We start from the raw sequence: 25,640 nt of genomic DNA, 5'->3' as shown, positions 1-25,640 counted from the left end.
GGAGACGCCACCATGCCCACCATCCCGATAGTCGACGCGCACCTGCACCTGTGGCACCCCACGGCCAACGACTGGTATCCGCAGTTGCGTGAATTCGGCACGGCCGCAGGCGCACCCGAGCTGGCGAACGATTTCCTACTCGCCGACTACGAGCGCGCGGCCGGGGTCGAGATCGCGGGGCTGGTGCACATCTCGGCGACCACCGCACCGCACGCCTACCTCGACGAGGGCCGCTGGATCGACGGAATCGCCGCCACCGCCGGGCGGCCCGTGGCGATCATCGGATCGGCTGATCCGGCCCTGCCCGAGACGGAGTTGCTGGCGCATCTGGACCTGCAGGCGCAGAGCCCGAACTTTCGCGGGCTGCGGGTATTCGGCGGCCTGCACCCCAATACCCCGGCCGCCGAGACCATCGCCGCCTGGCTCCAGGAACGCGACGGCGTCTTCGATCTGGTCGCGCATCCGCACGATATGCTCGACTGGATCGACTTCCTCGCGGGCTATCCGCAACTGCGCGTCGTGCTGGAACATCTCGGCCTGCCCCAGGGCACCACCGAGGACGACCGCGCCGCCTGGCATAACGCGCTCTCGCTGGCCGCCAAGGAAACCCAGTGGCTGTGCAAACTCTCCGGACTCGGCATGATCTGCCCGGATCTGTCCTGGGAGACCCTGGAGTACTGGCTCGAATCGAGCGTGCAGCTGTGGGGCTGGCGACGGCTCATGTTCGGCTCGAATATGCCGATCGACACCATGGCCGGGAGCTTCGACAATCTGCTGGCCACCGTCGACCATCTGGTGGGCACCGACGCCACCGAACAGGAAGCCGAATTCTTCTACCGCGCCAACGCCTTCGACACCTACCGGCTGGGCTAGGCGGGCGACTGCGGCGTCCACGGTGTGCGCCGGGGAACCCAGGCGGGCACCGCGGCGCGATACCGCTCGTACTCCGCACCGAACTGGCCCAACAGCGTCGGCTCCTCGTAGAAGCGGACGAACAGCGCCTGCCCGACGGCGATGATCACCGCGTACCAGAGCAGATCGACGCGGCCGAACAGCAGCGCCTGGCCCAGCACCATCGACACCACCGCCAGGTACATCGGATTGCGCACGAAGCGATTCGGGCCGCCGACCACCAGGTGCGCGGTCGGGGCCACCGGCGCGGGCGTGCCGAGGCCCTCGACCGCGAAACGGTAGATCGCACCCAGCAGGATGGGTAGCCCCGCCGCGATCAGCAGTACACCGAGCACCCGCCACAGCGCGGTCGGCGGTAGCGCGTTCTCGAAATGCCAGCCGCTGATCCACAGCGGCAGGAAACCCGCCACCGTGCCCGGCACCAGCACGGTGAAGAGCAGACTCCCCCACACCGCCCGCATTGATCGCATATCCGCCCCCATCGATCGGCTGACTCGTATTCTGCACCGACCGGATTCGAGTGACCAGCCACACAGGACACTCGACCAGTTGCGGTCGAATTGCCAAGTGCATCCGGGAGTTACACCAAACCCGTTGTCACACACAAAAACTCGAATTGCCACCGGGTGACCAGTCCCACACGCCGGAAAACCCCGTTTTGGTTGAAGCGTCTATGTGCGGGCCGTAAAGTTACCCATCAGTTAGGCACGATGGTGTTCCTACCTCGGCCCGACATTCTGCTACGGGGCCGCATTCTCTCGTCCACATCCACCGACGCATGTCGGACGAACAACGTTGAGCACCAACAAGTTCGTATTTAGGAGGGGCGATGGTTTCCTACATCGTGACGGGCGGCACCGGATTCCTCGGCCGGCGAGTGATCGCCGGACTGCTGGAGCGCGACCCCCAGGCTGTCATCCACGCACTGGTTCGCGAGGCGTCGGTCGCCAAGCTGCGCGAGATGGCTCAGGGCTGGGACGCCGAAGATCGAGTGTTCCCGCTGGTCGGTGACCTCACCGCACCCGGCCTCGGGCTGCTGGACATCGACGGCGCGTTCGAGGCGCCGCAGGCCGATCACGTCATCCACCTCGGCGCGGTCTACGACATGACCGCCGACGAGGACAGCACCTACGCCGCCAATGTGAGCGGTACGCGTTCGGTCGTCGCACTCGCCACCGCCATCGGCGCGGTAATGCATCACGTTTCCTCGGTCGCGGTCGCCGGTGATCATCAGGGCAAATTCTTCGAAGACGATTTCGATCTCGGGCAGCGCCTCGAGTCGCCTTATCACCGCACCAAATTCGAAGCCGAGAAACTGGTCCGGGAGTCCCGCGACCTGCGCTGGCGCGTTTATCGACCCGCAATTGTGGTCGGCGATTCCCGCACCGGCGAAATGGATAAGATCGACGGTCCGTACTACTTCTTCCCCGCCATTGCCGGACTCGCCGCACTGCCCTCGGAACTGCCGGTGCCACTGCCGGATCTGGGCGCGACCAATATCGTGCCGGTGGATTATGTCGCCGCGGCGATGGTCGAGCTGATCAACAAGCCGGGCCTGATCGGGCGCACCTTCCACCTCACCAATCCCGAACCGCAGCCGTTCGGCAAGATCTACGCGGCGCTGGCCCGCGCGGCCGGAGCACCCGCCGGGATCGGGCCGGTCCCTGGCAGCCATGCCGCCCTGCACGCGCTCGGCGAACTGCCGGGCGTGCCCGCGGTGCGCGATTTCGTACTGGAGCGGCTCGGGATTCCCGCCGAGGTCGCACCACATACCGCGTTCGAATCGAACTTCTCCTCCGACTTCACCCGGGCGCAGTTGCGCGGCAGCGGCATCGCGGTGCCCGCCTTCGACAGCTACGCGGCCAAGCTGTGGAGCTACTGGGAGCACAATCTGGATCCCGATCGCGCCCGCCGCGGCCGGGAGAAGCTGTCCGGGCGCATCGTGCTGGTCACCGGCGCGTCCTCCGGTATCGGCTTGGCCACCGCGCACGCGGTCGCCCGGCGCGGGGCCACCGTGCTGATGGTGGCGCGCACGCCGGAGGATTTGGAGGCCGCGGCCGTGGCGGTGCGCGCGGAAAGCGGTGCGGCACAGGCGTACACCTGCGATATCACCGATGAGAAGTCGGTTGAGCTGCTGGTCAAGCAGGTGCTCGCCGATCACGGACATGTCGATTTCGTGGTGAACAACGCGGGGCGCTCCATTCGCCGCGCGGTGGCCAATTCCACCGACCGCATGCACGATTTCGAGCGCACCATGGCGGTCAACTACTTCGGCGCGGTGCGGCTGATCCTCGCACTGCTGCCGTCCATGCGCGAGCGCCGGTTCGGGCACTTCGTCAATATCTCCTCCATCGCGGTGCAGACCAAGGTGCCGCGGTTCGCCGCGTACGTGGCGAGCAAATCCGCGCTGGATAACTTCAGCGAGATCGCGGCGGTCGAGAACGCCGATGCCGGAATCACTTTCACCTCGGTGCGCATGCCGCTGGTGCGCACGCCGATGATCGCGCCGACCGATCTGTACAAGTCCATTCCGGTGCATTCGCCGGAGCAGGCGGCCGATCTGGTGGTGCGGGCCCTCGAACACCGGCCCAGCCGGATCGATACGCCCATCGGCACTTTCGCGCAGCTGGTGGACACCGTGATGCCGTCGGTGAAGAAGGCCATCCTGTCGCAGGGCTTCAAGACGTTCGGAGAGTCCAAGGCGGCCAAGCCCGATCCCGCTGCGGTCACCGAAAACGCTTCGGACAAGCCGGAATCGCGCAGCCCGCTGCTGCTGCTCGCGCCGATCGTGCAGCCGCTCATGGGCCTGCCCGGCCCGGCCGCGCGCTTCACCAACAAGATTCCGGGACTGCACTGGTAATCGCTGCCCGCACACAGCGGTCCGGCCCGGTGGGATCATCCCACCGGGCCGGACCTTTTATCCCCCGGGCCTCAGATGCGCACTGCGGCAAAGTTCGCCGCGGCTACGAAGCTATTGCTGTAGGACACATGGGCGGGGGCGTTCCATCCGGCGCCGCAGACCGGATCGCCTCCGGTGCACCAGTCTCCGGTCCGTCCGGCGTACTCACCGGGTACGGTCCAGCCGATGGCGCGCATGGGATCGCCGAACAGCAGTACCGCCGCGATCCGGTCGCCGAGATAGGCGGGCAGTTGCACCCGGCCCGGATACCCGGTCATCGCACCGGTGCCGAGCGCCGCGTGCACGACCGCCGCGCCCTGTGAGTAGCCGACCAGGACGAAGCGCTGGCCCGGGCAGGATGCGGCCTGGGATGCCATATGCCCCACCAGATCCGCGGTGCCCGCGCCGACGTTGAAGCTGTAGTCCGCCGGATAGGCGACCGGGTATGCCGTGGTCGACGCCGGCAATCGATCCTGTAGCAGACCGTACAGCTGATTGCCCACCACATCGCCGAGCCAACCGGGTTCACCCGTGCCCCGCGCCACCACCACGTCCACATCCGAACATCCGTCGGCATGGGCTCGCGGTAGTGGGAAGAACACGCTCGCCACCACCAGCGCGGCGGCGAAAACCCAAGCGATACGCCATTTCTCAGATAGCAGAACCTTCCGGTCGGCCATTGCTCTCACCCTCTCACGCCATTGTGAGCAGCCCGGTGACTCTTGTCAGTGACAAGTGACAATTCACCGGGCTATGTGACCCAAGGTAGGGAGGGGCGTTAACAGCGGCAACGCATTCCACCGGAGAGATACCCAATCGGTGCGCAACCGTATCACTGCGAAACTTGTTATCTACAAGCTACTTTGAGGCAACGAACCGGCCTCGAACGGGTACGGGAGGCTACCGCAATCGGTGCGCAAAATAGAACCAGTTCTCATAGGGTGTTGGTATGGAACGACTTACCGGGCTCGATGCGAGCTTCCTCTATCTCGAAACCGATACCCAACTCCTGCACGTCTGCGCACTGCTGATAGTTGATCCCGGCGCCGACGGCGTCGAATTCTCCTATGACGACTTCAAAGCCGAACTCGGCAGGCGGCTGCACCTCATCCCCGCCATGACGCGGCGGCTGCACGCGGTGCCGTTCAACCTCGATCATCCGGTGTGGGTGCGCGACACCCGCTTCGATCTCGACTATCACGTGCGGCGCATGGGGCTGCCCGCACCGGGCGGAAAACGCGAATTGGCCGAAGTCACCGGCGATATCGCAGGTCGGCCCCTGGACCGGTCCCGGCCGCTGTGGGAGATGTGGGTGGTGGAGGGCCTGCCCGAGGGCAAGGTGGCGATCATCTCCAAGTACCACCACGCCATCGTGGACGGCATCACCGGCACCAATATGATGATGCACCTGTGCGATGTGCAGCCGGGGGTCACCTACAACCCGCCCGCTGAAACACCCGTCGCCGAAAGCGAACCCAATGATCTCGCGCTCGGGATCGAAGCGCTGGCCAAATTCCCGGGCAAGCTCGGCATATTCGGTATGGTGCCGCAGACCGTCGGAATCCTGAGCGGACTGGTGCAGCGGCGGCGCAACGGTGACGGAACCCGGGGTATGCCACTGCCGTTCACCGCACCGCGCACCCCGTTCAATCGCGCAATCACCCCGCATCGCTCCACCGCCTTCGTGGCCTCGGAACTGAGCGATATCAAGGAGATAAAGACCGCGTTCGGGGTCAAGGTCAACGATGTGGTGCTGGCCGTAGTCGGCGGCGCGCTGCGCAGTTATCTGGAACTGCACGAGGAACTGCCCGAAACCTCGTTGATCGCATCGGTTCCGGTGTCCACGCACGAGTCCTCGCGGCATGACGAGGGCACCAATAAGGTGTCGACCATCTTCTCCCGGCTCTACACCGATATCGCCGATCCGGTGGAGCGGGTGCGGGCCATTGCCGCGGATAACCAGGGGGCCAAGGAGGAGCACAATCTCATCGGCGCCGACTTCCTCCAGGATTGGGCGAAGTACGCCCCGCCCAACACCTTTCAGCTTGCCGCGCGCGCCTATTCGTCATTGAAGCTGGCCGAGCATCATCCGGTGGTGCACAATCTCGTGGTCTCGAATGTGCCCGGGCCCAACTTCCCCATGTATTTCCTGGGCGTACGCGTGGCCTCGATGTATCCGTTCGGGCCGGTCTTCCACGGCGCGGGATTGACCGCCACCGTCATCTCCAATAACGGCAACCTGGACTTCGGCTTCATCGCCGCCAAGGAGCTGGTCCCCGATATCGAGAAGATCGCCGACGCCGTCCCCGAGGTGATCACCGAGCTGCTCAAGGCGGCCCGCGAAAACAGCTGAGCCGTAACGGCTTACAGCCCGGCCCGATTCGCCCTACAGCCGACCGGCCACCGATTGCACGGCCTCGAGGAATACCGGGACAAAGACGTCCGCCTCGAGTGCACAGGCCGCATGACCGGCCTTGGCGAGGAAGATCTCCGCTCCCGGAATGGCTTTCGCCATCTCCAACTGCCGGAATACCGGCAGCGCCCGATCCCTGGTCGTAATGACCACCGCCGCCGGCACTTTCAGGGTCGGCAGCCATTCGCTCGAATCGAACTGCCCCAGCACCGCCAGCGCCTGCGCCAGCGCCCAGCCACTCGTGCTGCGCATCTCCGACATGGCCCAGCGATCCATCCGGCCCACCGGCCAGGACGACTCCGGCAGCAACGGCAGCTTCTGCTTATGCAATTCCGCACGCCGCAGGGACAATTCGGCGAAGGATGCGGCCAGCACGCCCCAGCTCTTATGGAACGCCCGCTCCCGGCGGGTCTCCTGGAACCGATAGGTGGTGGCGGCCAGCACTATTCCGCCCACCTTGTCCGGCTGTCGATGCGCGGCCAGCTGCGCCACCACACCGCCCATGGAATATCCGGCCAGAATCGGGCGCTCCACCCCGAGCACCTCGCACACGGCGATGGCGTCATCGGCCAGATCGTCGAGAATGAAACGCTCCGAACGGATTCCGTGTCCATGCCAGCGCTGATCGAACAGCACCACCCGATACCGCTCATTGAGCTCGCGCAGCGACGGGAACCAGTTCAGCATGGCGGTGGTGGCCATCCCGTGCAGCAGCACCACGGTCGGCGAATCCGCCGACGGCCCCGGCAGATCCACCACGTAGGTGCTCCCGCGCCCCGGCAGCTCCACCATCGAGCCCTGCGGCACCTCGGTCAACCTGGCGATCCGCGGTGACAACCGCCGCCGCCCACGCTTGTCACCCGCCACGTCCTGCGCCTGGTAATCCACACCGGAGTTCGTCATCGAGGGCCTCCCTGCGAGCCGCGTCAACTACCGAAAATAGAACACGTTTCACTCGATGATGCCATAATCCCGCCCCACCGGCGGATCGGCGGCCGCCCAGCGGACGGGCTATTCGGCGAATTCGATGTCGTCCGTGGGGATTACCGCCGCGATGCGACCGGGGGCGGAGGTGTGCTGCCAGTAGAGGTTGGTGTGGCGAATCACGGCCTCCGGGGAAGGCGCGCCCCATTCGGACAGGTCCTCGGTGGTGTGGGCATCCGCCACCAGGACGGTGTCGTAGCCGCGGACGAACGAGCCGTGCAGTGTGGACCTGATGCAGGCGTCGGTCTGCGCACCGGCGATGTACAGGCGACTGGCCTCGAGTTGGGTGAGGAGCATCTCGAGTTCGGTGTCCTCGAAGGAGTCGCCGTAGCTCTTGTCTACGCGGAGTTCATCCTCGGCCGGAACCAGTTCCGGGACAACCTGCCACGGTTCGGTCCCGTGCGCGCGGTTCTCCCCCACGTCCTGAATCCAGAGCACGGGCACCTTGGCGGCACGCGCCTTGTCGACGAGGCGGCCGATCGCGCCGACGACCTCGTCACGCCGATAGGCGTCGGCGACGACGCCATTCTGCGCGTCGACAATGATGACCACGGAATTCGGTTGATTCGCTGGGGACGTCACAGCTGTCGATGGTAGAGCCGGTGACCGGCCCCGTGGCGCGAATGGCTACTCGCCGAACAGCGGCTCGTAGGGCGTACCTTCCGAGGTCAGGACGAGGACGTAGTCCCGCGACGCCTGCGACGAACGCTGCCGAAGTCGTTGCAGCGCTTCGGATTCGGTCGGCAGATCGAGCCCCAGCGCGGCGGCCGCTCGATCTCGGAGATCCGCCAAATCGGGCATATCCTCCAGAAATTCCGACGCGGCCGCGCGACTCTCCGCCTCGGTGAACGACGGACAGTCCCGCCACCAGGGCACGACGAACAGCAGCTGCAACAGCTCCCGCAGACCGACCGCGATGAGCCCCGCGCTCCCCTCCGAATCGGCGTACATCACCGCCCGCTCATCGCCGCCCTCCCCGCAGAAGAAGAAGGTGCCGCCGCTCCCGTCCCCGGCGAAGCCCTCCAGCCGAGCGCCCGAAGCGAGATGCACCGGTTCGACGTGGTCCGCCCGATCGAGCTCGAAATCACCGGGCCAGCGGAGGAATTCAGTTACCTCGGACTGAGTGCTGATACGGGAGAGCAGCGTCGGCATTCGGCAATCCTAACGGGCGGCCGGAGTGCTAACCTCTCTTAAGAGTGGTTTTTCTAGCTTTAAGGAGTCGGCGTGAGCGAATCGCGTGCGGTCGGGATCGTGGCCGATATCGGCGGGCGTCGCGTCGAACGGGACGAGGTGCTCGCCTGGGAGGACCGCCGCATCGATGCGGCGGCGAAGAAATTGGGGCTACCCGCGCCGGGACGCGGGAGCGTCGATGAGCGCCGGGAAGAACTGTTGCGAACCAAGCTCGACCTGGGTGCGGCCGAGGTGCGGGCGCGCCTGGCACGAGACGTGAGGTGGGCCGATCGCATCGCGCGGACGCAGGCGCGGATGAGTCCGCGGCGGCGCACGAGCGTGGTCGACCTCCGGGTATCCGCGGGAACCGCCGCGCAATTCGCCGCCTGGTTCGAGGCGGCCGCGGGCTCCGGCGATCCCGTCGCGATGCTGCGCGCCTGTCCGGATCATTTCGATTTCGGTGTGGGCGAACGCGGTCAGGAGGTGCTCGAGACCACCGGCGGCAGTCCGCTCGCATCGGACTTCCTCGTCGACTACGACGATGTATCCAGCCTGGTCACCGTCGCGGACAGCGCATTTCCCCATCAGGTCGCGGGGGTGGCGCGGTCGCACAACGGCAGTCCGATCGGCGGTGTGCGGCACCAGTTCCGCGATACCCCGAACGGTTTCCACGCTCGGTTGGCGGTCGAATTCCCACTGCCGACCCTGCCCACCATGGTCGCCGCGCATCGATGGCATCTGGCCTGCGAATTCTCCAATTGGATCGAGGCCGCGACCACCGGTGCGGCGCAATGAGTCCGGAGCCCGTGGCACCGCCGCGCAAACGCACCGGTGGCCGCAGCGCCCGAGTGCGGGACGCGGTGCTCGCCGCGACCTTGCACCAGGTCCTCGACCACGGCATCGAGGGACTCAGCCTGGGCAGTGTGGCGGTGCGCGCCGGAGTCGCCGAGACCACGCTCTATCGCCGCTGGGGTTCGCGCACCGCCCTGATCGCCGATGCGGTGACCCAGCTCGCCGAGATCGGCAATCCACCGCCGCACACCGGCGCACTGCGGGGTGATCTGCGTCAGGTGCTCGAACAGATCGGTGATCTGATCACCCGCCCCGGAGTGGCCCGGCTACTGGGCACCGCGGCCGCGCTGGACGGCGATCCGGAGCTCACTGCCGCTCGAACGGCGTTCTGGGACAATCGATTCGCACAGATCGCGCCGGTCATCGACCGCGCCCGGGCCGCCGGAACCCTGCGCGCCGACGCCGAACCGCGAGCGGTCCTGGAAACCCTCACCGCACCACTGTATTTCCGGCTGCTGGTGACCGGGGAGGCGATCGACGACGATCTGATCGACCGCTGCACCGAGCACACCATCACGCTGTACCGGCCGTGAGCTACCGCCGTTCGGCGAAGTAGCGGGCGTTCTCGGCGATGAAATGCTCTTGGCCGGAAGGCATATCGTCCTCGTAGTAGATGGCCTCGACCGGGCAGACCGGTTCGCAACCGCTGCAGTCGATGCACTGATCCGGATCGATGTAGGCCATGCGATCACCGACGGCGATGCAGTCGACGGGGCATTCCTCGATGCAGGCTTTGTCCAGGACGTCTACGCAGGCGGCGCCTATCACGAAGGTCATGGTGTGCTCCTCGGTCGAACTTCGGGGCCGCGTACTGCGGATATGCATGATCGTGCTGCGCATCCGCGCTCGCGGGTAGCGGGCAGCAGACGCCCACGTCATAAGCTGTGCTTATGTCATTGCCGCCGGGGACACCCGATCTGGAGGTCCTGGACCTGCTCGTGTCGGTGGCTGAGCTCGGGAGCCTCGGTGCCGCCGCACGGCGGCACGGCATCAGTCAGCCCGCCGCGAGCATGCGGATCACCGCGCTGGAACGGCGGTTGAACCTGCGGCTGCTGGATCGCGGGCGAACCGGATCGATGCTCACCGATGCCGGGCACGCCGTGGTCGAACTCGCCCGGCCGGTGCTGGCGGCGGCGCTGTCCCTCAATGACGGGATCGCGGCATTGCACAGCGCCGGTCGCCCCGGACTGCGCGTGGTCGCCTCCACAACCATTGCCGACCACCGCATTCCGCACTGGCTGACCGCGCTGCGCAAGATCCGCCCGGAGCTGGCGGTGGTGCTGGATGTGGCCAATTCCCGGCAGGTGGCGGCCGCCGTCGGCGCGCGCGAGGCCGATCTCGGATTCGTCGAAGGACCGCACGCGCCACCGGGATTGGGCAGTCGGGTACTCGCCGCCGATGAGCTGGTCGTCATCGTCGCGCCGACGCATCCCTGGGCGTCCCGGCGGCGAGCACTGACCTCGCGCGAACTCGCCGACACCCCGCTGCTGTGGCGGGAACGGGGCTCCGGCACCCGCGATACGGTGTGGGAGACACTGGAAATGCACGGCACACCGGCTCCGCCCGCAGCCGAACTCGGTTCCGCCGCAGCGATTCTCACCACCGCACGGAACGGTGACGCACCCGCGGTGGTCAGCCGCCTGATCGTGGCGCACGAACTGCGCGCCGGAACCCTGTGCGAGGTGCGTCTGGCCGATTCGATGGTGCTGACCAGAAAGTTTCGTGCCATCTGGCACCGGCGCACGCCGCCGAACGGCCCCGCCGCGGATTTGGTGGAATTGGCGGCGCGCATCGAGGCGGCGCGCACTCGTAAGCCGCGTCCTGCGGCGTCGTAGGCCCGGGATTCGAGCGCCGCGCTATTTCGCGCAGTGCTGCGGCGCGGCGACGACGGTCGTGACCACCACCGGCGGTGGCGCGGGTGCGGGCGTCGTGGTGACGGCGGCCCCCGGATCGGGCAGGTCGTAGAGCCGAATTCCGGTGTAGCGCAACTGACCCGGGTCGATGACCACGCCCGGCACCTCGACGACGTGATCGTAGACATCGGTGACGCGGGCGGTGAACGGGCCCGCACCCAGGCCGGAAATGGACCAGTAGTTGTCGTAGCCGCGGCGCAGCGGGCGGAAGTCACCGCCGGATTCCGGCCGTAATGCCACCTCGCGCAATGGATTTCCGCCGCCGGAGAAGAGCAGGCCGATCCAGCTGACCGAGGAACTCTGCTGCACGCGGTAGAAGAGTTCGGGGGCCGGATTGGGATCGCGCACGCGATTGATCCGAATCTGGGCGACACCGTCGATGGTGTGCGCGATGGCTTCGAAAGCCGCTCTGCTGAGGTCGTATTGGTGCGGGGCGCAGCCCGGACAGCGATCCACGATCTGGGCGCGGACGCTGCCGAGTGGACCGTCGATATCGATATAGGAGCCGCACGGGGTGGAGCCGTCGTATTCGCTGGTCGAGACGCCGACGTAATAGCCGTCCAGGGGCAGGTCCGGCAGTGAACAGGCGACGCCGGGACCGAACGCGTAATAGCGCGCCTCGGCCGCCTCGGGGGCGGGCGCGGGCTGCGGCGGCGGAAGCTGCTGCGTGGTAACCGAATTCGCGGTGGCGGTGGGGGGCAGCGTAATGACGGTGGTGATGGGCGCGGCGCTGCGACAGGCCACCGGTTCGGGGCGCATCACCCAGGTGGCGGTGCCGACCACGACCAGCGCCGCGAGCGCCGTCCACAGCCACGGTCTGCCGGACCGGACCTCTTCGTGTCCTGTGCGGTGCATGGCTGTTCCCCAACCTCCGAATTGTGTTTGCTGTAGCGATGCTGAACCCTCTTCAGGAAAGCAGCCTGGCCGGTCGTACAGGGCTCGAATCGGAAACTCGGAGTGAAAAGCACGGAGTGTCGCCGGTGTGTCATGGATCTAGAACGCATCGCGCATCGCCCCCGTATGTCCTGGTGTCCATCGACCACAGGAGCGCCTCATGGCCGCCGATCTCGCGCCGTTCTATCAGCAGGTGCAGTCGCACTACGACCTGTCCGACGAGTTCTACGAACTCTTCCTCGACCCCTCCATGACCTACAGCTGCGCCTACTTCGCCGATCCCGCAATGACTTTGGAGCGGGCCCAGCTCGCCAAGATCGATCTCGCGCTCGGCAAGCTGAAGCTGCAACCCGGGATGACCCTGCTCGATATCGGCTGCGGCTGGGGCGCGACCATGATCCGCGCCGCCCAGGAGTACGGCGTGCGGGTCATCGGACTCACCTTGAGCCGCAATCAATTCGAGTACGCGCGCGCCCGCATCGACCGGCTCGGACTCACCGATGCGCAAGTGCTGCTGCAGGGTTGGGAGGAATACACCGGCGGCGCCGATCGCATTGTCAGCATCGGCGCGTTCGAGCATTTCCGCAAGGAACGCTATCCGGAGTTCTTCGCGCGCTGCCACGCCATGCTGCCGACCGACGGGCGCATGTTGCTGCACAGCATTATCGGGCGCACGCTGGCCGAATTGCGGGAGCGGCAGATTCCGGTCACCCGGGAGGACGCGCTGTTCCACATCTTCATGAAGCGGGAGATCTTCCCCGGCGGGCAGTTACCGCAGCCGCCGGTGGTGACCGGACTCGCCGGGGCGGCGGGATTCCACACCCAGCGCATTCATTCGCTGCAACCGCATTACGCGCGCACCCTCGAACTGTGGGCGCAGGCCCTGGAAACCCATCGTGAACAGGCGATCCGCCTCACCTCCGAGGAGGTGTACGAGCGCTACATGAAATACCTGACCGGCTGCGCGCACTACTTCCACGCCGGGCACCTGGACGTCATGCAATTCACATTGGTCAAATAGCTACTCGGTTACCGGACTCAGTTGATCCGGAAGCGGTTTCGATATTCGGTGGGCGTCGTATCGAGGATGCGGCGAAAGGCGCGGGTGAGCGTATCGGTGGTGTTGAAGCCGCTCAGCGTGGCAATGCGCGCCAGGGTGTGATCACTGGTTTCCAAATGATTCCGGGCCGCCTCCACGCGTGCGGATTCGATGTACGCGGCCGGGGTCATACCGAGATCGGTTTTGAAGACCCGGCTCAACTGCCGTTCGCTCACATGCGCCTGCGCGGCCAGATCGGTGACGGTCAGCGGTTCGCTGATATGCCGGGAAATATAGAGCCGCAACTCCTCTATCCGCCGCGTCGTGGACAGCGGCTCCAGCGAAACGCTGAATTGGCTTTGGCCGCTTGGCCTTTTGAGATACATGACGAGCTGGCGCGCCACCCGCAGCGCGGCCGCGTCGCCGAAGTCATCGGCGACCAGCGCCAGCGAAAGGTCCAGGCAGGCCGTCAAACCCGCACCGGTCCAGACATCGCCGGAGCGAATGTAGATCGGATCGGCGTCGACCTCCACGGCCGGATGGTCGGCGGCCAACTGCTGTGCGGTGGACCAGTGCGTGGTGGCGCGCTTACCGTCCAGCAGTCCGGCATCGGCGAGGATATGCGCGCCGACGCAGACCGAAGCGATCCGACGGGCATGGGCGGACAGGGCTTTCACCCAGCCCACCACCATGGGATCGCAGACCGCGCGCACCCGGCGGTCGGCGTCGACCTCGACCGCGCCCGGCACGATGAGCGTATCGATGGCGCGCGCAGCGATGTCCTCGAAAGTGCTGTCCGGCAATACCCGCACCCCCGCCGAGGTGGTGATCGGGTCCATCGTCTCGGCCGCGAGCAGCACCCGATATCCGGTCGGCGCATCCACCTCGCGCTCCAGCAGCGCGAACACCTCCGGCGGACCGGTGACATCGAGTAGGTCCACGCCCTCGAACAGGACGACGACGATCAGGCGTTCCTTGGTGCGCATGGCCGCTCCGCTGCGATTCGGGTGATGTCCGGATTTGCAGGTTACATGACATTTCCGACACGCCGATTCGGGCCTAGCGTGATAGACATTCACTTCCCGAAAGGATGTTCCATGGCTTCCACCACGCTGCGTGAGCTCGACGGTCTCGATCAGACTCCGGCTTCGCTCGCCGATTCGACCCTCGTCCTGATCGACTACCAGAACACCTACACGCGCGGTGTCATGGAACTCACCGGCTGGGAAGCCGCGCTCGACGCCGCGGCCGATCTGCTGGCTCGGGCCCGCGCGGCCGGATCGACGATCATCCACGTCATCAATGACGGCGGCGAGGGCACGGCCTACGACATCACCGCCGAGATCGGGCAGATCCACCCCCGTGTCGCGGCCCTCGAGGGTGAGGCGGTGGTGGTGAAGACCGCGCCGAACAGTTTCATCGACACCGATCTCGGCGAGCGAATCGACGCGGCGGGCAATAAGAATGTCATCCTCATCGGCTTCATGACCCATATGTGCGTGCAGTTCACCGCCGAGGGCGCGTTCCTGCGCGGTAATGCGCCGACCGTCGTCGCCGATGCCTGCGCCACCCGCCCGCTGTCCACCGCCGTGGCCGAGGTCTCGGCCGAGCAGTTGCACAATGCCGCGCTGGCCACCATCGGCGACGTGTACGCGGTGGTCGTGGCCAAGGGTTCGGAGCTGAAGTAGCGCCGGTCACAGCCCCTTGACCTGAACCTTTGTTCAGGTACGAGAGTGGCGGTATGAACGCGACCTCCACTCCGGCACTGCCTTCCGCCGGTTTCGCCCTGTCCGATCTGCCGATCCGGCCGCTGGATGCGGCCGGGCTGGCGGAAATCGCGCGCTCGGTGGCCACCGCCCAGGTGGTCGGCATCGGCGAATCGACCCGGTTCGCACCCGAGACCTTCGCCATTCGCGATGCGCTGTTCCATCTGCTGGTGCAGCAGTACGGGTTTCGCACGGTGGCGCTCCAGGACAGCGCGGATGTGGCCGCCGTGCTCGACGACTACGTGGTGACCGGTGCGGGGTCGGCCACCACGGCGCTCGAAAACGCCTGGGGGCCTTGGCGGCACGCGGAGATGGCGACCGCGCTGGACTGGATTCGGGATTTCAATCGCGAGCATCCCGCCGATCCGGTGCGGATCATCGCCGTCAAACCGGCACAGGCGAAACCGGCGGATTACGACCTGGTGCTGGCAGCCGTGCGGCAGGCCGCACCGGAACTGCTGGCCGAACTCGCCGCTCATCTGGACCCGATTCGCACCGCGCACGATACCGATGAGCATGTGCAGCGCGCCCAGGGCATCCATCCCGGCCGCGCCTTCCGGGAGCGCGCCGAAGACGCTGCCACCCTGGTCAATTCACTGAAGATCTCCGATGAGGCGCGGGCCGCGATGCGGGCGATCGTGGATTTCCACCGCAACAGTGTGGCCGGGCGCGGCAGCTTCGTCGGCGATGACGCGATCTGGGCGACCACGATCATCGACCACCGGATCGCCACCGGACAGCGCATCGTGTACTGGGATGGCATCGCGCACAGCGCCGCCACCACGCTGGGTGAGCAACCCACCGCGGACACCCCGCCGACCGTCGGCAGCGTGCTGCGCGGGCATTACGGCGACGACTACGCCTCCATCGCCATCGGCTTCCACCACGGCGATGTGGGCATAGTCGATATCCCCTCCCCCGCACCGGATTTCGTGGATTCCGTGCTCGGATCGTCCGAACTGCCGGTGCACTGGTCCGATCTGCGCGCCGCCGATCCCATCGGCCCGGCCAAGCTGCGGGTCATCAGCGGCGTCTACAACCCGGCCCAGGACACCGCGGCGTTCATCGCGGTGGCATCGCTGTCCGCCGCCTTCGACGTGCTGATCCACGTCCGCGAAGTCTCACCGCTGCACTGGTTCTCCTGATCCGGCCGGGTGCGCCCGCAGCACGGCGGCGAACCAGCCGAAGATCGGCGACATATCCGGCAGCGGCGGCCAGCCGTTGATGGCGCCGAGCAGTCGCCAATAGCGTTCCACGCGTGGATCATTGGCGATACCGAGCCGCTCCAGCATCCAGCGGCGCAGCTCGGTGTCGTCCGGCTTGCCGAAGGTCTCGGCGTAGCGGGCGGTGAGACCGTCGAGAACCGTTGCCGCCGCGCCGGATTCGGGGTCGAGGCCCGCCGTGAGCGCCGCGCCGACCTCGGTGCGCACCGCCTCGGTGAGATCGTGATGCAGTCCGGTGGTTTCACCGCCGGCGCGCTCCCTGGCCTGGTACTCGACCATATGCCGCACGGCCGCACGGAAATCGGGGTCCTGCACCAGATCGGCCAGCTCGATCCACGCCTCGACCTGATGCGGCTCCGGATCCTCGGGCAACTCCGGCATGGCGGTGCGCACCAGTTCCGCCATCTCGGGATTGCCGTCGGCCGAGCCGAAGGTGTCATCGATGAAATCGTGGATGAGGCGTTGGCGTTCGGCATCGGAGAGCTGAACGAGCTTGTGCATGAGGGTCATCTCCCGTGGGTCGGATTCTCGTTTGGCAACGGCGCGCAGCACCGCGCGCCGCAGTTGCAGCACCCGGATCTGCAGATCCAGGGCCTGCGCATGAACGGCCGCCACCTGTGCCACGGTGATCTCATCGGCCAGCACCCGGCGAATGGTGGCCAGATCAACCCCCAGATCGCGCAGCGTCCGGACCAGTTCGAGCTTGGCCACCGCCGCGGCGTCGTAGAGCCGGTAGCCGGCGGGGGTGAATTCGGTGGGCGGCACGATTCCGCGATCCGCGTAGAACCGGATGGTCTTGACCGTGAGGCCGGTCCGTTCGGCCAGGGCCCCGATGGTGAAGAGCGCTTCGTCGTCCATGCGATATAGCTTGCTGTCTCCCCCTGATGGAGACTCAAGCGGTGACTACGGAAAATTTCCTCGCAGGGCTGTTTTCGCTGGAAGGGCGGGTCGCGCTCGTCACCGGGGGCAGTTCGGGCATCGGGCGCGGTATCGCCGGGGCGCTCGCGCAGGCCGGGGCGAAGGTCGTCATCGTGGCGCGCCGCAAAGCGGAACTGGCCGAGACCGTCGCCGAATTCGCGGTGGACGGATGCGAAATGAGCTGGGTGAGTGCGGATCTCGGGACGCGGGCCGGGGTGCGAGCGGCCGCCGAGGAGGCGGTGGGGGTCTACGGTGAGCCCGATATCCTGGTCAATTGCGCGGGGATCAATCTGCGGCCGCCATTCGCCGAACTCGGCGAGGACGTGTGGGATCAGACCATGGCGGTGAATCTGGACGCGCCGTTCCTGCTCGGGCAGCGGTTCGGACCGGGTATGGCGGCGCGCGGTTTCGGGCGCATCATTCACATCACCTCGCAGCAGGCGCATCGGGCGTTCGTGAACAGCGGCGCGTACGGGGTGTCCAAGGGGGCGCTGGAATCACTGGCCCGATCGCAGGCCGAGACCTGGTCACCGCACGGGGTGACCTGCAATACGCTGGTGCCGGGTTTCGTGCTGACGCCGTTGAATCGGCGGTTGCAGGACGATCCGGAGCGGGTGCGGGCGCTGGCCGCGCGAACCATGGTCGGCCGCAATGGGATTCCGGACGATTTCGCGGGTGCGGCGGTATTTCTCGCGAGCGCGGCGTCGGCGTATGTCACCGGACAGGCCATTCACGTGGACGGCGGATTCTCCGTGCACTGATCCTCCGCGCCGATCGCGGTGATCAGGAAGGTGGTGAGCTGACCGCGCACGCGCTCGCGGGTGAGTCCGTCCGCACCGCCGCGCAGGGCCGAGAAGAGCGCGGAGACCAGCACCGAGAGCAGCACCTCGCCCGCGATATCGGCGTCCAGGCGGGAGTCCAGGAAGCCGCGTTCCATGCCGCGGCTCACCTGCTCGACCGCCTGCACACCGTAGAGCCGGGCATTGTGCATACAGCGCTCGATCACCCGATCATCGATCGATGACGCCTCCAGCAGTAGGAAATTCACCAGTCCGGGTTCGGTCTCGACCAGGTCGTAACAGCGGTCGATGACGCGTTCGTAGCGGGCCCGGAAGTCCGCCATCGAGGTGGGCGGCGTATCGGCCTCGGGTCCGAGCAGACGCTCACGGATATGGTCGAAGCAGTGGTCGATGACCGCGTCGAGGATGTCCCGCTTGTTCTCGAAGTAGTTGTAGAAGGTGCCGTGGCTGACGCCCGCGGCGGTGGCGATATCGTCGACGCCGATACCGCGAAAACCCCGCGTCATCACCAATTCGTATGCGGCGCTCACCAATTCGGTGCGCCGCTGCTCCGCGCGCACGGCATGGCGGGCGGTCCGGACCGGATCGCTCACGAAGCCGCCCGCCGCGCGCGCAGCGTCTTCTCCAGCAATTGCAGCATCATGGTGGCGGTGCGCTCCCGGGCCCGCGGATCGGAGATGCCGTGCAGTTCGCGCAGCAGCACCGGCACCACCAGCGTCAGGATGGCGTGCGCGATCACCGGCGGATCGATATCAGCGCGAATCCAGCCCTCACGCACCCCGCGCGCCAGCTCACCGGCGACCAGCGATGCGGTGACCGCCTCCAGGCCGAACAACCGTTGCGCCAGTTCGGGATCGATGGCCCCGGCCTCGACCAGGAGCAGTCGCAGCACCCGTGGTTCCCGCTCGAGCAGGTCGTACATGCCGTGTATGGCCATGCGCAACGCTTCCATGAGGTCGTCCAGGCTCTTGGCGGTGCCGACCAGATCCGGGATCCGCACCGAGTCGATCACCTTCTCGACCCCGAAATCGATGACATGGTCCAGGATTTCGCGCTTACTGCCGAAATACCGGTAGACCGTGCCCTGGCCGATTCCGGCGCGCGCGGCCACCGCCGAAATGGCGGTGGCCTCGTACCCCTGAGCGGTGAACACCTCGAACGCGGCTTCGATGATCTGCCGGCGCCGCCGCAGTGGAAGCCCGGGCTGCGGCGGCCGCCCTGTGCGCGGGGCTATTTCGCGGCCCCGTCCTTGGCCGCGTCCTTGGCGACGCCGTCCGTGCTGAGCCCGTCCTTGGGGCCGAAGTCCACGACCAGCCAGTCGCCGCCGCTCTTGGCGACCGTGACCAGCAGCAGATTCGGCTTGGTGGCCGGATCGGTCTGCTGGATGCTCTGGGTGCGCTGCAGGGCGTAGACGGTGACCGCGTACTGATCGTTGCCCTTGGCCTCCACCGAGGTGCCCATCACCTTGCCGGTGGCGGTCACCTGGGCCCCGGTCATGATCTTGGTGAGGGCGTCGTGCGTCTGGGTGAACTTATCGCGCAACGGCTGTGAGGTATCGCGCTGCACGCCGTCGAAGAAGGCGGGCAGATTCTTGTAGTCGTAGGTCAGCGAGCGGGTCGCGTAGTCGGTCGCGATCTCGGCGGCCCGATCCCGATCGGAGTTGTTGGCGCGCAAGGCATTCAGATCGCCGGTGGCGCCGTACCAGAGCACCCCGAGCGCCAGCGCCAGCACGGCGAGCAGCGCGGCGGCGGACAGTACGATCGTATCCTTGCGACGGCCGATCGCGGCCAACCGCACCGGCCGGTCAGGTTCGGCCGCGGTCACCGGTGCGTCCACCACGGTCGTCTTCTCCAGCACCACGGGGGATTCGCTGTTCTCGTTCACACTCATGATCGCCTGCTCTCTCTATCGAGGAAAATCAACGCCGACATGGGCTTTGCCATCGCCGGGGAATACCGTGGCCAGCAGATCCACAATCGATCCGGCGTCCACTCGCAACGGTTTGATCGCGCGGGTCGAGGGTTCCAGCGCGGTGGCGATGAACCCCAGATCCGGGCCGATCATGGACAGGTACTGATCGATCCGGGTGACCAGCGGCCCCAGCGGATCGTCGAAAATATGCTCGCCGACATAGGAGTAGTTCTGGAACGCGGCGATGATGTGCAGCAGTTCGGGCAGCGCCGAATCGATATCACCGGCGGCGGCGGTGAGCGAGGGCGCGCGGCCGTCGAATCGATCGCCGAGGGTCTGCACGTTCGAGTACAGCCGGGCGATGGCATCGCGCTTGTCCCGCAGCAGATTCGCGGTCCCGGTCAGGGCCTTGGTGAGGTTCGCGATATCGGCGTCGCGGCCCTCGAAACCGGCCGCGACCGTGGTGGCCAGATGTTGGAGTTTGACCGGATCCAATTGCGCGGTGAGCGCGTCCAGCTTGGCGAGCGCGTCACCGACGGTGCTGGCGACCTTCACCTGCCGCTGCGGTACGACGCTGCCGTCGTGCAGATACGGCCCGGCCGTACCGGTGGGCCGGAAGTCGATGAACTGCTCCCCCGCCGCCGACAGGTTGGCGATCTGCACCACGCTGTCCACCGGAATCCGGTATTTGGCATCGTATTCCAGCGTGACGGCCAGTCCACGGGTCGTCGCGCCGATACTGTGCACCCGGCCGATCGGCATACCGCGCAGGGTCACCTCGGAGGTCTTCATCAACCCGCCGGAGGAGTCCAGCAGGACGGTGACGCTGTTGTTATCGCGGCGCGGATCCAGTTTCAGCACGCCGACCGCCATATAGCTGCCGCAGATCAGCGTCAGCACCATGAGCAGGACCAGTGACACCGGTCCGGAGAGTGAGAGTTTCACGGCACCATCCCCAGCGCTCGCATGGTCGTGATCAGCTGATCGGCCTGCACATCCGCCGACACCCGGTCCACTCGCACATCCGGGGACTCCAGGAAGGGAATCAGCTTGTCCCGCAATAGATTGTGGAAGGCGTCCAGGTTCTGGGACAGGGTGATGTCGGAGTATCCGATGGTCACCGCGGCCGGGGCCAGGATCTGCACGATGGAGCGGATATCGCCGACGTGCGGCAGCACCAGCGTGCTGACATTGCCCGCCAGCTGGCCACCGCTGATGATCAGCTTCACCACGTTGAACAGCACGGCCGACAGGCCCGCCGCCCGCTCCGGGCCGTAGGTGAGAATGCGGTCCACCGCATCGCGCCCGGACTCCAGCTTGCCGGTGATCTGCTGCGCGGAGATCAGGATGCGATCCAGATCGGCACTGTGCGAAGCCATATCGCTCAGCGCCGCGCGCCCGGCCCGATTGATGCGATCCAATTCGGCCGGATCGCTCGGGAAGGCCGCGTTCACATCGGTGACCAGCTGTTCGATATCCGCCCAGCGTCCACCGGTGATGATATTGGACAGCGCCCGCAGAATGTCCTCCACATTGGTGGCGGGCACGGTCTGCGAGACCGGGATGACATCACCGTCGCGCAGGAATACCGCCGGTGCGTTCTTCGGCGCTTCCAGCGCGATATGGATATCGCCGAGGATGGTGCTCTGCCGCAATTCCGCCGTGGTGGTCTTGGGCAGTTTGGCGTCCGCGTGCACCTTGACCGTGGCGACCGCGGTATTGTCGATCAGATCGATGTGATCGAGCATGCCGATCTCGACACCGTCGGCGATCACCTTGGCTCGATCAGGCAGATTCAATACCGAGCCGAATTCGATTCGCACGGTGTAGGTGTCACCGCTGGGATAGGTCCCCGGAATGGGGATATCGGTGGCCCGCACCCCGCAGCCGCTGAGCAGCAGGGTGACCGCGGTCAGGGCCGGAACGACCCGCGATGCGATACGCCTCATTTCGCACCCGCCCCCGGTAGTTGCGCAGCCAGCGGCGGCAGCTGGGCGAGCAGGGCGGCGATATCGCCCTGGTGCTGCTGCAGGAAGTCGTGCGCCTGCGGCAGATACAGATCCAGGAAGCCGTAGACCTGCTGATCGTATTTGCCGACATTGCGCGCCAGCACCGGCAGGAATTCCACCGCGATATCCACCGCACCGGCGAATTCGGTGGAGAAGTCGCCGATCAGTTGTAGTCCGGCGCGCAGATTGTCCAGTACCAGCGCCATATCCGGCCAATTGCTGACGAACATGGTGGTGAGGGTGTCCAGGTTGTCGACCAGTCGCCGGAACACCACATCGCGCTGCGATGGATCGCCGACCACGGCCGAAAGCCGTTGCAGCAGTTGGTTCCACTGCGGCCCGGTACCGCTGATCGCCGCGTCGGCGGCGGTCAGCGTGTCATTGAGCAGGGTGTCATCGGCCTTCCCGCCGCCGGTCAGATCCCCGGCCAGTTTGCCCATGGCATCGAGCGCTTCGCTGATGCCGATGGGGGTCTTGGTGTGGTCCAGCGCAATGCATTTCGAGGTGTCGAACCTCGGTCCGGCGGTATACGGCTTGGTCAGCTCCACATGCCGGTCGGTCACAATGGAACTCGACATGGTGACCGCCTCGATATCGGCGGGCAGTTTCACCTTGTCGCCGATGCTCATGGTGACCCGCATACGGTCACCGAGCGATTCGATCTTCGATACGGTGCCGATCTCGACACCGAGCATGGTCACGCTATTGCCCTGATAGAGCCCGACGGTATCGGTGAATTCGGCGCATACGCTCTGTTTGGTCTCGCGTACCGTCCCCGCCCAGGTCACGCCCGCGGCCACCACCACGGCCACCACGACCGTCGCACCGGTGGCGAGCGCTGTTCTTCCTCGCGTCCACTGCATCAGCACGCCTTGCCTTCGTAGGGAATGCACACCTGAATTCCATCGGCCGGTGTGTTCGCCTTGACCTGAACCCCGAGCAGGCCATTGAGTTTGGCGATCACATCGCGCAAACCGTTCACCACGGTGTCCAGCCGATTCGGATCGGCGAATACCTTCGAGAACAGCTGCTCCAGCTGCGTCACCGACGGTTCGATGGAATCGCCGTACGCCATGATCGGCCGGTCCAGTACCACCAGCAGCCGCTTCACCAGGTTGAAGACGGTGACGATATCGTCCTTGCGATTTCCGAGTTGATCGGCGACCTCGCCGAGCTGGCGCACGAAATCGGCCACGAGCGCTTTGTCATCGGCGATGGCGGCGATGTATTCGTCCGAGATCTGCAGGGTAGTGTTGAGCTGCCGGGTGCGATCGGCCAGGATGCCGGTCAATTCATTGGCGTTGTTGATGATTCCGCGCAGCGCGTCCGGCTGCCCGGCCAGCGCCTTGTTCAGCTCACCGACGGTATCGCGCATGGTGCCCGCATCGACCTTGCCGAAGATCGGCGTGCCCTTGTCCAGGATATCGCTGAGCTCGAACGGGGTTCCGGTGCGCTCGGGCGGAATGTGCTTGGCCCCCAGCGTCTTGTCCCCGGTAGGCACCAGCGCCAGATAGTGCCCGCCGATCGGGGTGAGCATCTTGACCTCGACCGAGGCCCGATCCCCCACCCGCACATCGGATTTCACGGTGAAGCTGACCTCGACATGATCGCCGACCAGGTCCACCGAACGGATCTTGCCCACATTGATGCCCGCCACCCGGACCTCATCGCCCGCCCGGGCACCGCCGGAGATCTTGAAGTCCGCGATATAGGTGTGCTGGCCGAACGGCACCACGTACAGGGTGCCGGCGATCAGCAGCGCGACCGCGCAGACCGCGACACCAGCTATGCCCCAGCGCAATTGCTTCTGCTGATCACCGCGCCCGGTCAGGGTGTCGCGGATCAGCGCCCCGAAGTATTGGATCAGCGCCTTCAATTGCACACCACCAGGTTCTGATTTGACAGGATGACGCCCGCGAGGGCGGGCAGCGCCGCCTCACCGTTGGAGCAGGTGATCCGCGGTTTCACCCCGTTACCGGGCACGTTCTCGTTCAGACCGGTCACCAATTGCGGTGTGAGCGCCAGGATCTGGGTGAGCTGGTCGGTCTGCGGAACCAAGCGCCGCAGCAGACCGTCGATCGGGCCGTAACCGATGTCATAGGCGTCACGGGTCTGCTCCAGCAGCGGAATCAGCGGGGCGAGCGCGCCTTTCGCCGAATCGATCGCGGACAGGATGGTCTGGGTCTTACTGGTGAACTGGCGCAGAATCCCGGCCAGCTGTGCCACCAGATCGCCGACCGCCTGGGATTTACCGCCGATCTCATCGGAGACCAGACCCAGATTGCGGATGAGCAGCACGATCACCGCCTCGCTGTTGCGGGCGTGTTTGGTGAGCGTATCCAGATCCGAGAGCACCGGGCCGATACCCGAACCGTCGCCCTGGATCACCCGCAGCAGATTGTCGCCGAACTGATTGAGCTGCGCCGGATCCAAGGTGTCGAACATCGGTTTGAACCCGTTGAACAGTTTGGAGACGTCGAAGCTGGCGATGGTGCGCTGCACCGGGATGGTCGCGCCCGCTTTCAGTTTCGCGCCGCCATTGCCCTCGGTCAGCAGTTCCACATAGCGCTGGCCGATCAGATTCTGATAGCGCACCGCCGCCTTGGTGTTGTCGAAGATGGGCCGGTCGGTGTCGACGGTGAAATGCACCCGCGCCTGTGCGCCGTCCAGTTCCACCGTCTCCACCTTGCCGACCGCGACACCGGACATGCGCACCGAGTCACCGGCGAAAAGCCCCGACACATCGGTGAATACGGCGTCGTAGCCGACCTTGTCCCCCGGGATCGGGGTGCGCAGCGCGGTCACGATGAAGACCGAACAGGCCGAGACGATGAGCAGGAAGATCACCAGTTTGACGGAGGATTTGGCGATATCGTTCATTTCTGCGGACCTCCCTGCGCCGGAGCTCCCAGCGCTGGAGCTCCCAGCGAATCAGCCAGGTAGGGCATGGTTTTCACGATCAGCTCGAGTTGCAGCTGCACGTGACCGTCCACCTCCGGGAAGGCTTCGTTCATGGCGCGCAGCAGATTCGGAATCCGGTTGTAGGCCGGGGCCACCGTGCCGAGCGAAACGCTCACCGGCACCGCCACATCCAGCACCCCGCTGAGCACCTTCTCCAGCTCGGGATTATTGCGCTGCAACAGATTCGAAATGCCGATCAGCACAGCCTGATCCACCCCGTCGGTGGCCTTATCGGTGCGCGCGCGATTGTCCGGGTCACCGAAGTACGCGGACTGCTCGAGCACCGCCAGGATGGCGTGCCCGGCCGAGGGCGTCAGCGCGGCGAACGCACCGGTCATATCCGCACCGATATCGATGTAGTGCCCGATCGGGGCCTTCTGACCGTCGGCCAGCATGCGCGCGGTCTCGAAGAACGATTGCAGCACCGGCCCCAGACTGTCGGCATTGTCCAGCAGCAGATCGAAAAGCCTGCGCACGGTATCGGAGTCGAGCACCTGGGTGAGCCGGGCCGCACGCCGGAACACGCCCGCGACGGTGGCATTGGTGGCGTTCTCGCCGATCTGCAGCACGGCGTTCTCGCGCAGGGGCGCGCCGTTCTTACCGGCCACCAATTCGATTGCGCTGGAACCGAAGACATTCGAAGAGGTGAAGCGCGCGGTCACATCATCGGTGAGTGCGGCGGCCTGGGAGCGGTCGATCTGCACCTGAATGCGCTGATGGCCATAACCCACCGTCTCGACCTCGCGCACTGTCCCGATGGCATAGCCGCGGAACTTCACCTCCGCGCCCGGCGCGAGACCCTCGCCGAGGGTGGCCGCATCGATGGTGATCTGGAAGCGATCCTCGAAAGATCCACGGGCATAGGAGGTTACGAGCACCGTCACCACGACCAGCACGATCGCCAGCAGTACCCCGCGCAGGCGCAGCATCCACGGTCCGGCACTGCGTCCGGAGTGATCCTTGAATACGCTCATCA

Annotated in this window: 27 protein-coding genes and 1 pseudogene; 10 read left to right on the top strand and 18 right to left on the bottom strand. The window is 66.0% G+C overall.

What is annotated here, in order from left to right; all coding sequences use genetic code 11:
- Nucleotides 1–12: 12 nt before the first annotated feature.
- Nucleotides 13–873, top strand: a complete 861-nt coding sequence (locus ACFC0O_RS38740) for an amidohydrolase family protein (RefSeq protein ID WP_375967055.1) — start codon at nucleotides 13–15, stop codon at nucleotides 871–873.
- Here the strand turns inward: ACFC0O_RS38740 and ACFC0O_RS38735 are convergent.
- A complete protein-coding gene (locus ACFC0O_RS38735) occupies nucleotides 870–1,382 on the bottom strand; it encodes a methyltransferase family protein (RefSeq protein ID WP_375967053.1) in 513 nt (170 codons plus the stop codon). The genes ACFC0O_RS38740 and ACFC0O_RS38735 overlap by 4 nt on opposite strands.
- Nucleotides 1,383–1,741: 359 nt before the next feature.
- Between ACFC0O_RS38735 and ACFC0O_RS38730 the strand changes: the two genes are divergently transcribed.
- Nucleotides 1,742–3,772, top strand: a complete 2,031-nt coding sequence (locus tag ACFC0O_RS38730) for an SDR family oxidoreductase (RefSeq protein ID WP_375967052.1) — start codon at nucleotides 1,742–1,744, stop codon at nucleotides 3,770–3,772.
- 71 nt (nucleotides 3,773–3,843) lie between these two features.
- Here the strand turns inward: ACFC0O_RS38730 and ACFC0O_RS38725 are convergent, their stop codons facing one another.
- Nucleotides 3,844–4,491, bottom strand: a complete 648-nt coding sequence (locus ACFC0O_RS38725) for a cutinase family protein (RefSeq protein ID WP_375967051.1) — start codon at nucleotides 4,489–4,491, stop codon at nucleotides 3,844–3,846.
- 269 nt (nucleotides 4,492–4,760) lie between these two features.
- Between ACFC0O_RS38725 and ACFC0O_RS38720 the strand changes: the two genes are divergently transcribed.
- A complete protein-coding gene (locus ACFC0O_RS38720) occupies nucleotides 4,761–6,164 on the top strand; it encodes a wax ester/triacylglycerol synthase family O-acyltransferase (protein WP_375967049.1) in 1,404 nt (467 codons plus the stop codon).
- A gap of 33 nt (nucleotides 6,165–6,197) precedes the next feature.
- On the opposite strand, the gene ACFC0O_RS38715 is transcribed toward ACFC0O_RS38720, so the two are convergent.
- The 3 genes from ACFC0O_RS38715 to ACFC0O_RS38705 form a co-directional block, all read right to left on the bottom strand.
- A complete protein-coding gene (locus ACFC0O_RS38715; RefSeq protein ID WP_375967048.1) occupies nucleotides 6,198–7,127 on the bottom strand; it encodes an alpha/beta fold hydrolase in 930 nt (309 codons plus the stop codon).
- A 108-nt stretch (nucleotides 7,128–7,235) separates the two neighbouring features.
- Complete coding sequence (locus ACFC0O_RS38710; RefSeq protein WP_375967046.1) at nucleotides 7,236–7,790, bottom strand: isochorismatase family protein; 555 nt, start codon at nucleotides 7,788–7,790, stop codon at nucleotides 7,236–7,238.
- A 45-nt stretch (nucleotides 7,791–7,835) separates the two neighbouring features.
- Nucleotides 7,836–8,360 (bottom strand): hypothetical protein, encoded by a 525-nt coding sequence (locus ACFC0O_RS38705; protein WP_375967045.1) that lies wholly within the window; start codon nucleotides 8,358–8,360, stop codon nucleotides 7,836–7,838.
- Nucleotides 8,361–8,432: 72 nt separating this feature from the next.
- Between ACFC0O_RS38705 and ACFC0O_RS38700 the strand changes: the two genes are divergently transcribed.
- The gene (locus ACFC0O_RS38700; protein WP_375967043.1) at nucleotides 8,433–9,173 is read left to right on the top strand and encodes a hypothetical protein; all 741 of its coding nucleotides are present in this window, start codon (nucleotides 8,433–8,435) and stop codon (nucleotides 9,171–9,173) included.
- Nucleotides 9,170–9,763 carry a TetR/AcrR family transcriptional regulator C-terminal ligand-binding domain-containing protein gene (locus tag ACFC0O_RS38695; RefSeq protein WP_375967042.1) on the top strand — a complete coding sequence of 198 codons (594 nt, stop codon included), beginning with the start codon at nucleotides 9,170–9,172 and terminating at the stop codon, nucleotides 9,761–9,763. Before ACFC0O_RS38700 ends, ACFC0O_RS38695 begins: the two co-directional genes overlap by 4 nt.
- 10 nt (nucleotides 9,764–9,773) lie before the next feature.
- Here ACFC0O_RS38695 and ACFC0O_RS38690 read toward each other — a convergent pair.
- Nucleotides 9,774–10,007: pseudogene (locus ACFC0O_RS38690) on the bottom strand (indolepyruvate ferredoxin oxidoreductase subunit alpha); the annotation flags it as partial.
- 113 nt (nucleotides 10,008–10,120) lie between these two features.
- On the opposite strand from ACFC0O_RS38690, the gene ACFC0O_RS38685 reads away from it, so the two are divergent.
- The gene (locus ACFC0O_RS38685) at nucleotides 10,121–11,065 is read left to right on the top strand and encodes a LysR family transcriptional regulator (protein WP_375967041.1); all 945 of its coding nucleotides are present in this window, start codon (nucleotides 10,121–10,123) and stop codon (nucleotides 11,063–11,065) included.
- 21 nt (nucleotides 11,066–11,086) lie between these two features.
- Here the strand turns inward: ACFC0O_RS38685 and ACFC0O_RS38680 are convergent, their stop codons facing one another.
- Nucleotides 11,087–11,998, bottom strand: a complete 912-nt coding sequence (locus tag ACFC0O_RS38680) for an expansin EXLX1 family cellulose-binding protein (RefSeq protein WP_375967039.1) — start codon at nucleotides 11,996–11,998, stop codon at nucleotides 11,087–11,089.
- Nucleotides 11,999–12,197: 199 nt separating this feature from the next.
- Here ACFC0O_RS38680 and ACFC0O_RS38675 point away from each other — a divergent pair, with 199 nt between their 5' ends.
- Nucleotides 12,198–13,058, top strand: coding sequence for a cyclopropane mycolic acid synthase family methyltransferase (locus ACFC0O_RS38675; RefSeq protein WP_375967037.1), 861 nt, complete (start codon nucleotides 12,198–12,200; stop codon nucleotides 13,056–13,058).
- Between the two features lie 17 nt (nucleotides 13,059–13,075).
- Here ACFC0O_RS38675 and ACFC0O_RS38670 read toward each other — a convergent pair whose 3' ends face one another.
- Complete coding sequence (locus ACFC0O_RS38670) at nucleotides 13,076–14,062, bottom strand: DJ-1/PfpI family protein (RefSeq protein WP_364633541.1); 987 nt, start codon at nucleotides 14,060–14,062, stop codon at nucleotides 13,076–13,078.
- A gap of 111 nt (nucleotides 14,063–14,173) precedes the next feature.
- Between ACFC0O_RS38670 and ACFC0O_RS38665 the strand changes: the two genes are divergently transcribed.
- Together ACFC0O_RS38665 and ACFC0O_RS38660 are read left to right on the top strand one after the other, a co-directional pair.
- Nucleotides 14,174–14,764 carry an isochorismatase family protein gene (locus tag ACFC0O_RS38665; protein ID WP_375967035.1) on the top strand — a complete coding sequence of 197 codons (591 nt, stop codon included), beginning with the start codon at nucleotides 14,174–14,176 and terminating at the stop codon, nucleotides 14,762–14,764.
- Between the two features lie 53 nt (nucleotides 14,765–14,817).
- Nucleotides 14,818–15,987, top strand: coding sequence for an erythromycin esterase family protein (locus tag ACFC0O_RS38660; RefSeq protein WP_375967034.1), 1,170 nt, complete (start codon nucleotides 14,818–14,820; stop codon nucleotides 15,985–15,987).
- Here the strand turns inward: ACFC0O_RS38660 and ACFC0O_RS38655 are convergent.
- Nucleotides 15,964–16,923, bottom strand: a complete 960-nt coding sequence (locus ACFC0O_RS38655) for a MerR family transcriptional regulator (RefSeq protein WP_375967032.1) — start codon at nucleotides 16,921–16,923, stop codon at nucleotides 15,964–15,966. The genes ACFC0O_RS38660 and ACFC0O_RS38655 overlap by 24 nt on opposite strands.
- A 41-nt stretch (nucleotides 16,924–16,964) precedes the next feature.
- Here ACFC0O_RS38655 and ACFC0O_RS38650 point away from each other — a divergent pair, with 41 nt between their 5' ends.
- Nucleotides 16,965–17,744 (top strand): SDR family NAD(P)-dependent oxidoreductase, encoded by a 780-nt coding sequence (locus ACFC0O_RS38650; protein WP_375967030.1) that lies wholly within the window; start codon nucleotides 16,965–16,967, stop codon nucleotides 17,742–17,744.
- Here ACFC0O_RS38650 and ACFC0O_RS38645 read toward each other — a convergent pair.
- Genes ACFC0O_RS38645 through ACFC0O_RS38605 form a run of 9 tightly spaced genes read right to left on the bottom strand, consistent with a single transcriptional unit; the run spans nucleotide 17,714 to nucleotide 25,638 of the window.
- Nucleotides 17,714–18,376, bottom strand: coding sequence for a TetR/AcrR family transcriptional regulator (locus ACFC0O_RS38645; RefSeq protein WP_364633531.1), 663 nt, complete (start codon nucleotides 18,374–18,376; stop codon nucleotides 17,714–17,716). The genes ACFC0O_RS38650 and ACFC0O_RS38645 overlap by 31 nt on opposite strands.
- On the bottom strand, nucleotides 18,373–18,954 hold the full coding sequence (locus ACFC0O_RS38640) for a TetR/AcrR family transcriptional regulator (RefSeq protein WP_375967145.1): 582 nt from the start codon (nucleotides 18,952–18,954) through the stop codon (nucleotides 18,373–18,375). Before ACFC0O_RS38640 ends, ACFC0O_RS38645 begins: the two co-directional genes overlap by 4 nt.
- Before the next feature lie 59 nt (nucleotides 18,955–19,013).
- Nucleotides 19,014–19,673, bottom strand: a complete 660-nt coding sequence (locus ACFC0O_RS38635) for a hypothetical protein (RefSeq protein ID WP_375967028.1) — start codon at nucleotides 19,671–19,673, stop codon at nucleotides 19,014–19,016.
- A gap of 15 nt (nucleotides 19,674–19,688) precedes the next feature.
- Entirely contained in the window at nucleotides 19,689–20,639 is a 951-nt protein-coding gene (locus ACFC0O_RS38630; protein WP_375967026.1) for an MlaD family protein, read from the bottom strand.
- Nucleotides 20,636–21,643, bottom strand: a complete 1,008-nt coding sequence (locus ACFC0O_RS38625) for an MlaD family protein (protein WP_375967024.1) — start codon at nucleotides 21,641–21,643, stop codon at nucleotides 20,636–20,638. The genes ACFC0O_RS38630 and ACFC0O_RS38625 overlap by 4 nt, the downstream gene beginning before the upstream one ends.
- On the bottom strand, nucleotides 21,640–22,566 hold the full coding sequence (locus tag ACFC0O_RS38620; RefSeq protein WP_375967022.1) for an MCE family protein: 927 nt from the start codon (nucleotides 22,564–22,566) through the stop codon (nucleotides 21,640–21,642). The genes ACFC0O_RS38625 and ACFC0O_RS38620 overlap by 4 nt, the downstream gene beginning before the upstream one ends.
- Nucleotides 22,566–23,585 carry an MlaD family protein gene (locus ACFC0O_RS38615; protein WP_375967020.1) on the bottom strand — a complete coding sequence of 340 codons (1,020 nt, stop codon included), beginning with the start codon at nucleotides 23,583–23,585 and terminating at the stop codon, nucleotides 22,566–22,568. The genes ACFC0O_RS38620 and ACFC0O_RS38615 overlap by 1 nt, the downstream gene beginning before the upstream one ends.
- On the bottom strand, nucleotides 23,576–24,583 hold the full coding sequence (locus ACFC0O_RS38610; protein WP_375967019.1) for an MlaD family protein: 1,008 nt from the start codon (nucleotides 24,581–24,583) through the stop codon (nucleotides 23,576–23,578). The genes ACFC0O_RS38615 and ACFC0O_RS38610 overlap by 10 nt, the downstream gene beginning before the upstream one ends.
- Nucleotides 24,580–25,638 (bottom strand): MlaD family protein, encoded by a 1,059-nt coding sequence (locus ACFC0O_RS38605; RefSeq protein ID WP_375967017.1) that lies wholly within the window; start codon nucleotides 25,636–25,638, stop codon nucleotides 24,580–24,582. Before ACFC0O_RS38605 ends, ACFC0O_RS38610 begins: the two co-directional genes overlap by 4 nt.
- Between the last annotated feature and the right edge of the window lie 2 nt (nucleotides 25,639–25,640).

This window comes from Nocardia sp. NPDC056100, from assembly GCF_042266325.1.
In the GTDB taxonomy this organism is placed as follows: domain Bacteria; phylum Actinomycetota; class Actinomycetes; order Mycobacteriales; family Mycobacteriaceae; genus Nocardia.
This window is presented reverse-complemented; position numbering and strand designations above follow the sequence as displayed.